This window comes from Okeania sp. SIO2B3 (genome assembly GCF_010672525.1).
In the GTDB taxonomy this organism is placed as follows: domain Bacteria; phylum Cyanobacteriota; class Cyanobacteriia; order Cyanobacteriales; family Microcoleaceae; genus Okeania.
Window position 1 is genome coordinate 1 of sequence record NZ_JAAHGH010000174.1, and the last position, 9,205, is coordinate 9,205.

Consider the following 9,205-nt stretch of genomic DNA (forward strand, 5'->3'; position numbering starts at 1 on the left):
AAAATATTCCTTATATTCAATTCCGTAACGGTTTTAACCAGAGGTAATTATCAATTATCCATTATCCATTAATGAAACTATCCTTTAAAGTGCGAAATATAGGTTAATAATTTCCTGGAGTAAAAATTGTGATTTCAGGACTCAATGCTCTTGCAGTAGAAAAAAATTAACTATTAATTTCTGCTGTTAGATGCTGACTTTAATGAATTAGACAATCTGGCGATCGCTAAACACTAATCTTCATTCCATATCTGACTGAAATGTAGTTATTTCTTGGCTAAAAGATTCTCCTATTAGTTGGTGAATTTCCCTTAATTCCTCATCTTTAAATGACTTAATCAATTTTTCTGCAGCCTTTTTAGAATTTTTAGGAACTACTATCCAAAGTTCTTCATTCAACTTACCTTCTGGCTGTTGCTCTAACCAATTTTTAACTGCATTTTTTCCTGATTCAGTAATTTGGTAAAAACCTCTCCCACTACTTTTTGATTGTTCCAACCATCCTAAATGTTCCCATCTTTTTCTCCATAATTGAGCAGTGCTATGAGCATAATCTAAAATCTCCCCTATTTTCGGTGCATTTAAAGCTTGATTCTCCGGGCAAGCTTCCACAAGTTTAGAGAATTTATGAAAATAATTTGATGGATTTCCTAAATCTTTGACCGGGTCTTCCGGTGTATCAACTGTGTTTGTTCCAGTTGATTCTAAACTGCTAATTAATTCTTCAATTTCTTTAGCTTCACAACCTAATCCATAAGGTGGTTGAGCACGACATAATTCTTCATAACTATTAAATGCTTTTCCTTGCTCATCAAGTAATTGTTGATAAGCTGCTGGTTGTTTCATTAATTCACGCCATGCTTTTAATTGTTCCCCATTAACAACTACATCTTTTTTCAGAACAGATTGTAGTTTTAACTTAATAGCAAGTGCCCATTGGGGTGTGCCAGGAGTTGTGCTAATTCCTCCTGCTTTTCCTAAAGTTTCATAATCCATTTTTCCCTGCATAGCAAAGGATATAGTTTTCAAAGTTTTCTCAAATAAATTTGAATTTTTTTACCATTTTATTGTTTGTTAACTCATACCTCAATGGGTTTATTTTGGGATAAGAATTTTTTCTTCTCACCCCTGAGAGCTAATTAAAATGATATTAGTAGGTATATTTGCTTGACAATCAAATTTGTCAGCTTTTTTGTACCTCCTATTTATATATTTTAGATTGTAGATTCACTAAGTCAACTATTGCAGAGACAATTCTATTAGTTGGGGTATTTTAGTTTCTTTGTAATATCAATTCTTTAGCTAACTTTATTGCTGCTTTCATACTCGTCGCATCAGCAATACCCTGACCCGCAATATCAAAAGCTGTACCATGGTCAGGAGAAGTACGAACAAATGGTAAACCAATGGTAGTATTCACTGCTAAATCAAAAGCCATTAACTTAACTGGAATTAAGCCTTGGTCATGATATAGCGCCAAATAAGCATCATAAGTTTTAGCTGGTAAACCTAACCAAGCTTGACCTGGTTTGACCCACATCGTATCCGGCGGTACTGGCCCATCTAACTCTATGTCCGGTCGGCGATCGCGTTGTTTGTCCAACCAAGGGATGAGCCAATCTTGTTCTTCTGTTCCTAATTGTCCATTTTCTCCGCTATGAGGATTTAAACCAGCAACAGCAATTTTTGGCCGAGAAATCCCAAAATCTTTTTGTAAACTTTCTATAAGTAACTCTAATTTCCAACTCAGCAACTCTGGCGTTAAAACTTTTGGTACTTGACATAATGGTATATGTGTGGTTGCTAGAAGGGAACGAAGTACAAAATCACTGTGGGGCGATCGCGCAAAAAATAGCATCCCAAATTTTTTTACTCCTGCTTTTTCTGCTAAAAGTTCAGTTTGACCAGGGTATTTATGACCAGCCATTTGCCAGCAAGTTTTGGAAATAGGGGCAGTGACAATACCTTGAAATTTTCCGGCTAAAGTCTGAGCAATAGCTGTTTCCATGAAACAAAAGCTAGCTTCCCCACTCACAGCATTACCTTTGCCGAGAAAGATATTTTCTAATTTTCCATTAAACTCTACATCTAAAATTTTTAAATTTTCCCATTTGACAAGTAATTGTTGCGATTCAGTTTTTTGCGAGAGTTGAGATAGTTTTTGATAGGTTTGTTGCAAAATGCGATGACTGCCTATAATTGTCAAGTCACAATTTTCTGTAACAGCCGGGTCTGCTAAAGCCTTAAGAATTATTTCTGGTCCTATACCCCCAGGGTCTCCAACTGTCACTGCTAAACGAGGATTTGTATTTTCTATTTCTGTTGCTGGTATTTTCATATTAGACATCTCCAATAATAAAAAATCAAATCAATTATCCCGTAGAAATTATCAATTCTTTGCCCCTACTCCCTACTACTCCCTCTTTTCCGAAGAGGTCTATTTATTGCGTTGAAGAATACTTATGACTTTAGTCTGGGGAGAAGTCAAAATGTCTTAAAATATATATAACAAATTACATAGGAGTATTTTAAGAATATGAGTGGTGAGATTTTCAATGCAGCTATTTTGTCTTTTTCTGTAATTCTGATTGGTTTAGCAGGAGGTTTCCTATTACTTAAATTACAAGGGGGCGAATAATCAAATTTCCCGGTCTTTAAAGTAGTAAGATCCCTTAGCTGGCTCAATTTTATACAACAGGAGCATTTCCTCATTAATTTTTACCTAGTGGGGAATGCATATCGTGGTATTTACTTTTTATCAATCTTATGGTAAGCTAGGTACTTTATTAAATAAAAATATAAAACTAACTAGGGCTGCTCATTAAATCTAAAAGTATTTACAGGTAAAGGTTTTAGCCTTTTTAAGTATCAAAAAGTGCGAGGTTTTAGGTGGTAATGGTTCAAAAATTTAGGATTTTGGTCAAGAGTTGGACAGAAAAATCAACGGACGATTCTTCCTGCTATCTCCTCTATAATTCTCCTGACTCCTGAGGACTGACTTCCCCTCCCCTCATGGATGGTGGGGTGGGAGGGGCGAGGGCTGGGTTGACTCCTCCCCTTACCCAAAGACTTTTTGAGCAAACCCTAACTATAAATTTATTTAACTCAAAATATTAAGTTTTGTAAAAAAATGAGATAAATTTGATAAAGTGATAAAGAATCTTTAATATAATTAACAAACTGTTTATGAAACTATTAATCGTAGGGGCTACTGGTACTCTTGGTAGACAAATAGTGCGTTGTGCCCTAAACGAAGGATATGAAGTACGCTGCTTAATCAGAAGTTACAGTAGAGCATCTTTTTTAAAAGAGTGGGGGGCTGAACTAATAGGAGGAAATCTCTGTAAGCCTAAAACTCTACTACCAGCTTTGGAAGGAGTTGATGCAGTTATTGATGCTGCAACTGCCAGACCCACAGACTCTCTGAGTATTAAACAGGTAGACTGGGAAGGAAAAGTATCGCTGATTCAAGCTCTAGTAGCTAAAGGTGTAGAACGTTTCATATTTTTCTCCTTTTTAAATGCAGAGAAATACCCCCAAGTCCCTCTCCTAGAAATTAAGCGATGTACAGAACTTTTTATTGCTGAATCTGGCTTAAAATACACGATATTAAAGCCCTGTGGTTTTTTACAGGGATTAATAGGCCAGTATGCAGTGCCAATTTTAGATAAGCAAGCAGTTTGGGTTCCCGGTCAAGGAACAGCCATTGCATATATGGATACTCAAGATATTGCTAAGTTTGCTGTCCGTGCTCTTTCAGTTCCCGAAACAGAAAATCAAAGCTTTCCAGTAGTAGGTCCCCGTGCTTGGGATGCCAGTGAAATTATTCGGATGTGTGAAAGACTGTCTGGAGAAAAAGCAAAAGTAACTCGTACAAATATTAACTTATTGCGTATATTTCGTCAGCTTACTAGGTCATTTCAATGGGGTTGGAATGTCTCAGATAGACTAGCTTTTGCAGAAGTATTAGCCAACAGTCAGCCTTTAACAGCTTCAATGGATGATGTTTATCCTGTATTTGGCATTAATCCTGAAGAAATAACCACACTAGAATCTTATCTGCAAGAATACTATAGTCGGATTATGAAAAAGTTAAAGGAAATAGAGTATGAGCAAGCAAAACTAGGAAAATCAACTTCTAAGAATAAACCTTTCTTTTTCTAAAGTTTCTAACCACCCTGAACTAGATTTTTTCGAGTGTCAAAAATAGGAATCATTTATAACGATGCCAAACCAATAGCTTGTCGCATAACTAATGAGTTAAAAGACAAGCTGACAGCTTATGGCTATGATATTCACATCAATAATGGATCGGGAGGAATTTTAGGTTATCCCAGCCTAGAACGTCCTTTATGTCATACTTCTATAGACCAATTAGTTCCCTCTGGCTTTACCAAAGACATGACATTTGCTGTGGTCTTAGGAGGGGATGGTACAGTCTTATCTGCATTTCGTCAAGTAGCACCTTCCCATATTCCAGTATTGACTGTCAATACAGGTCACATGGGTTTCTTAACTGAGACTTTTGTCAATCAGTTATATCCAGCTATCGAACAGGTATTAGCAGGAAACTATGAAGTAGAAGAACGGACAATGCTAGAAGTACGTCTGTTCCGAGATAATGAGTTATTATGGGAAGCTCTGTGTCTAAATGAAATGGTTTTACATCGGGAACCTATGACCTGTATGTGCCATTTTGAAATTCAAATTGGTCGGCACGCTCCTATAGATATTGCCGCAGACGGTATTATTATTTCTACTCCTACTGGTTCTACTGCTTATTCTTTATCAGCAGGTGGTCCTGTTATTACTCCCGGAGTTCCCGTTTTGGAGCTTTCACCTATTTGTCCCCATTCTCTAGCATCCCGTGCTTTGGTTTTTGCTGATACTGAACCAGTAACTGTTTTCCCTGCTAGTCCAAATCGTATGATGATGGTTGTAGATGGTAATGGAGGATGTTATGTCTTGCCAGAGGACCGAGTACGAGTGAAACAATCACATTATAAAGCACGTTTCATTCGACTCAAACCACCAGAGTTTTTCCATGTTCTGCGCGAGAAATTGGGATGGGGACTACCGCACATTGCCAAACCAACTTCTGTGGAATTGCCTTAAATTAGCCTGGTGGTTATTTTTCACAATTCTGACTGCTAGATTAACTTCAATATACCAGGATTATATGAGAGGGTCTTAGTATGACTACCTTAACTATAGATCGAGATCGTTCAGTCTTACTAATAGAAACTGATGAAATTCTCGCCCAGTATGTGAGTTTGGATCTAGAAGAGTCAGGCTATCATCCAGTTGTAGCTACTAACTCTACTGCGGGTCTTCACAAGGCAATAGAACTTAAACCTGCTTTGATTGTAATTGACCGAATGTTGGCTGGTGAGTCTGGACTATCATTGTGCAGTCATCTGAGGAAAATGGGTAATAATATGCCTATATTATTATTGATGGCTCGTGACCAAATTGACGACAGAGTTGCTTGTCTGGAGTCTGGAGCTGATGACTATTTTCTCAAGCCTTATCGCAGTGATGAATTCTTAAAATTAGTCCGTTTTTATTTACAACCCACTACAGCAGAAAAAGACCAATTGAGATTTGGGAATTTAATTTTAGAGTTTGCTAGTCGGCGGGTCTTGTGTCATGGTCGTAGTATTGAGCTGACTATGAAGGAATTTGAGTTATTAAGGTTTTTAATGGAGCATCCTCGCGAAGTATTGAGTCGCGAACAGATTTTGGAAAATGTTTGGGGTTATGATTTTTTGGGTGAGTCTAATGTAATTGAGGTATATATTAGATATCTACGCCTGAAAATTGAACGAGATGGTGAGAAGCGATTAATTCAGACAGTCCGTGGTATTGGATATGTTTTGAGGGAAACTTAGAGTCTTTGAATTAATTTGTCGAGTTCAAATTTATTTGAATTAAAACTACACTAATTGTTTCTTAATGCGAAGAATAACATTAGTCATGCACAGATAAACTATTTACAATATTCTTAATATTGACCTCTCCCCGGCTTAGAGGTGGTGTCGTCGCGGGGTCTGACCGCTTGCGTCTGTCGCCGACGCGGGGTCGCACCGCTTTTTCCTTACCTTCACGCTTACAATACCGATGCTACCGGACATGATATAAAACATACATAGAATATCTGAGAAATTATTAATTATGGGTCGTAAAATTGGTTTACTTAAGTCTGGAATAATCTTATTTCTGTTGCTTTGCTGTTTGCTACAAATAATATCTGTTCAAGTTTTTAATACTCCAGCACAAGCTAAAAATATATCAGATTCTCAGATATCTCCACAAGGCCAAATTTTACCAATTACGGCAAAAGCTCATATATCTAATCAGATAATTAATTTAGAGGTGGCGAAAACTCCTCAAGAGAAAGCGATAGGTTTAATGTACAGAACTAAACTTGCTGATGACCGAGGAATGCTATTCTCTTTTGACCCGCCTCGGAAAGTTAGCTTTTGGATGAAAAATTGCCAAATATCTCTTGATATTATATTTATTAACTCTGGTATAGTTCAGGCGATCGCTGAAAATGTCCCTCCCTGTTTAGCTGACCCTTGCCCTACTTATGGACCTGATGTGTTAGTCGATCAAGTAATTGAACTTCGGGGAAGACGTGCAAAGGAATTAGGTTTGAAAGTAGGAGACCGAATAATGATTACAACAATTTAGATATTTGAATGAATTGAGATTAGAGTAAATTATCATTCATTGAAGAAGGTAGTAGGTTTTAGGTTTTAGGTTGAATTGAGAACAAGAATTCTTATGCTTAGGTGACGCTTTAATTATTAAGTAATTAATACAGACGTATGGAAATTTTTTGATAATTAGTACCCCAGTTATTGTTAATTATTCTTATGTTTTCTCCCCTACTTCCCTTCCCCTCCTGGGAGGGGTTAGGGGTGGGTTGGGAGGGGTTAGGGGTGGGTTGGGAGGGGTTAGGGGTGAGTCCCCTACTTCCCCTCTTGGGAGCTAGGGATGGGTATCCTGATCAAGAAAATGTAGCAAACATTTATCAAGTTGCCATTACTTTATTTGACTTATGAAATAACTGTTTGCATAGTACTTCGCAGTAAAAACAACGGAATATCAATAATCAAACTTCTTCCTTCTTTCTTTTGCTACAAAATCAACAGCTTGAGTCCAAAAATTTGATAATTTATTTTTTGCTATTCCCCAAACCTATAATTTTTGTACAACAAGCTAAAAGATCGCGAAATTATGAATTATCTTGACAAAACATAATAAAACTTTTGATTATTTTACCTACTATATATTTACACTACAGTTTTAGTTTGGTATATTAGTAAGCTAGACATTGTTGAGATGGATTCAAAATATTGTTAACCTAAAAGTTCAGAATATATATTCTCAAATTTTTCATGGTTTGTAATGCTGCCATTCTATTCATCGGAAATAAACAAAAATAAATTAAGTTTCGCAAGCTGTAAGAGAAATATTTTGACAATATCGATAATGTTGAACTGTTGATTAGTATTACTTTGACCAAGAAGGTATGGAAGATACAGAAAAATTTGTCTTGCTAAGAGTGTGTTTTTGCTTTGCTTGATTTGATTCTGTTGATTGGTGTGAGGATAATCATATTTTGTGCTAGGAGTGAAAATTTAGCTGTATATTTTTGCGCATTTACTTACGCATAAAAGATTGTTTGTATTGTGAATAAAAATACATACAAATACTAAAAGTAATTATTTTGTCAAAAATTGACTCGACCAAGGTTAGCCTCGTAAGTAGTAATAGTTTGAAAAAACGCAACTACATACTTAGATTCTGTGCCTCACTTATTATATCTTTTGGCTAGAGAGAGAATTCAATAGAAAGTCTTCTGTAATGTTGATATCTATAGTGAATTTTTTTTAACCCTTAATATGCATACATTTTGAGTAATTATAATTTCACTAAATATTTATAGAAATTAATAGCTAGCTTTTGCGGAATAGTATAGGCAACTGATGTAGATTCAAACCAAGCTATTTTAAAAATTTAGTAAGCTGTTGTGCATTTAAATCACTTATTTTTTGTGTGCCTAATTAAAAGGACAACCCTTATTGCCTATAACTTATGACTTATAATTTATGACTTTTGACTTGATGATAATAAGAAGCATTTAAAATACGTCTTAGCTTATAGACCAGAAGTACTATATCTAGTTTAGTTTTACTCTAAATTTTTTGAAAAAATGCAGAGTTTAGTAAACAGATAAAAAAACTGGCACATCCTAGCTCTATCGAAAAAAATTATTGCTTGATGATAGTAAATAACTATCAATAATATCACAAAAAAATATTAATTTTATTGACATCATAATTCTCTTAAATATGTGACTCTATATATTCTCTTGAAAACAAGAGTTGCAAAGAGAATGGTATCTGAAAAATAGGAGGTAAATAAAAATGACACCAAATAATTATGCTCGCTTTATCCATTTCTTGAAAGATGAATTATCTATTTCTTCAGCTTCTATAGCAGTTGCAGAAAGAGCTAGTATTAGTTCAACATTAGTAGATCGTAAACCAGACTTTAGTGCTTTTCCAATGATTTTATGGCAATATGGTTTAGTTACTCTAGAGCAGTTGGATAAAATATTTGATTGGCTAGAAACTACTTACGATTTCAGCTAAACGCCAGAAAAATGTAAGCATTTCCTAGGTCATGCTGCGCAAACAATCGTCAGCTACCAGCTATCAGCTATTGTTTTGAGCTTGATTTAAACCCTATATTAAGGGTTCTTATTAAGCCAAAATCCAGTCATAATTAAATCTTACAAAAGCAGGTTTATTTAACCTTAAAGTCTATATTGATTTAAACACTTCCTTCAGGAGGGAGTCTTATTGCCCCAAGCTGACAGCTAATAGCTGAATACTTACAGAAGACTTACAGAATAGTTACTAGAAATAATCAATTTAACTCTAGTTCAGAACTCAATTTAAAATCAAACTTAAAATCTATTCTATTGTTAAACCTTGAAAATAACGGTTCTTCAATATGTAGCTAGCGTTAGATTATCAAAATAATTGGGTTGCGCAACCCCACCTTTTAAGGCGAAAAATTTTTGGAGAGTTGCTAAAATCCCCTATTTCCCCTCCCCTCCTGGGAGGGGTTAGGGGTGGGTTGGGAGGGGTTAGGGGTAGGTCAACTTCTGACCTCAGAATGTAAGACA

9 protein-coding genes are annotated in these 9,205 nt (G+C 35.7%); 7 read left to right on the plus strand and 2 right to left on the minus strand.

Features of this window, described 5'->3' with window-relative positions:
• Positions 1-240: 240 nt before the first annotated feature.
• Both F6K15_RS36535 and pdxA read right to left on the minus strand, forming a co-directional pair.
• Positions 241-1,029, minus strand: a complete 789-nt coding sequence (locus tag F6K15_RS36535) for a hypothetical protein (RefSeq protein ID WP_293070834.1) — start codon at positions 1,027-1,029, stop codon at positions 241-243.
• Positions 1,030-1,273: 244 nt separating this feature from the next.
• The gene (gene pdxA / locus F6K15_RS36540) at positions 1,274-2,338 is read right to left on the minus strand and encodes a 4-hydroxythreonine-4-phosphate dehydrogenase PdxA (RefSeq protein ID WP_293070836.1); all 1,065 of its coding nucleotides are present in this window, start codon (positions 2,336-2,338) and stop codon (positions 1,274-1,276) included.
• 198 nt (positions 2,339-2,536) lie between these two features.
• Here pdxA and petM point away from each other — a divergent pair, with 198 nt between their 5' ends.
• From petM to F6K15_RS36575, 7 genes are all read left to right on the plus strand, one after another.
• Positions 2,537-2,638: a cytochrome b6-f complex subunit PetM gene (gene petM, locus F6K15_RS36545; protein ID WP_063823346.1), complete on the plus strand. Its 102-nt coding sequence runs from the start codon at positions 2,537-2,539 to the stop codon at positions 2,636-2,638.
• A gap of 548 nt (positions 2,639-3,186) precedes the next feature.
• A complete protein-coding gene (locus F6K15_RS36550) occupies positions 3,187-4,164 on the plus strand; it encodes an SDR family oxidoreductase (RefSeq protein ID WP_293070839.1) in 978 nt (325 codons plus the stop codon).
• Between the two features lie 33 nt (positions 4,165-4,197).
• Positions 4,198-5,115, plus strand: a complete 918-nt coding sequence (locus F6K15_RS36555) for an NAD(+) kinase (RefSeq protein WP_293070841.1) — start codon at positions 4,198-4,200, stop codon at positions 5,113-5,115.
• A gap of 80 nt (positions 5,116-5,195) precedes the next feature.
• A complete protein-coding gene (nblR, locus tag F6K15_RS36560) occupies positions 5,196-5,891 on the plus strand; it encodes a response regulator transcription factor NblR (RefSeq protein WP_293070843.1) in 696 nt (231 codons plus the stop codon).
• Between the two features lie 283 nt (positions 5,892-6,174).
• Positions 6,175-6,696: a DUF192 domain-containing protein gene (locus tag F6K15_RS36565; RefSeq protein ID WP_293070845.1), complete on the plus strand. Its 522-nt coding sequence runs from the start codon at positions 6,175-6,177 to the stop codon at positions 6,694-6,696.
• A 185-nt stretch (positions 6,697-6,881) separates the two neighbouring features.
• Positions 6,882-7,070, plus strand: a complete 189-nt coding sequence (locus tag F6K15_RS36570; protein ID WP_293070847.1) for a hypothetical protein — start codon at positions 6,882-6,884, stop codon at positions 7,068-7,070.
• 1,368 nt (positions 7,071-8,438) lie between these two features.
• Positions 8,439-8,666, plus strand: a complete 228-nt coding sequence (locus F6K15_RS36575; protein ID WP_293070849.1) for a DUF2949 domain-containing protein — start codon at positions 8,439-8,441, stop codon at positions 8,664-8,666.
• The last annotated feature ends 539 nt before the right edge of the window (positions 8,667-9,205 follow it).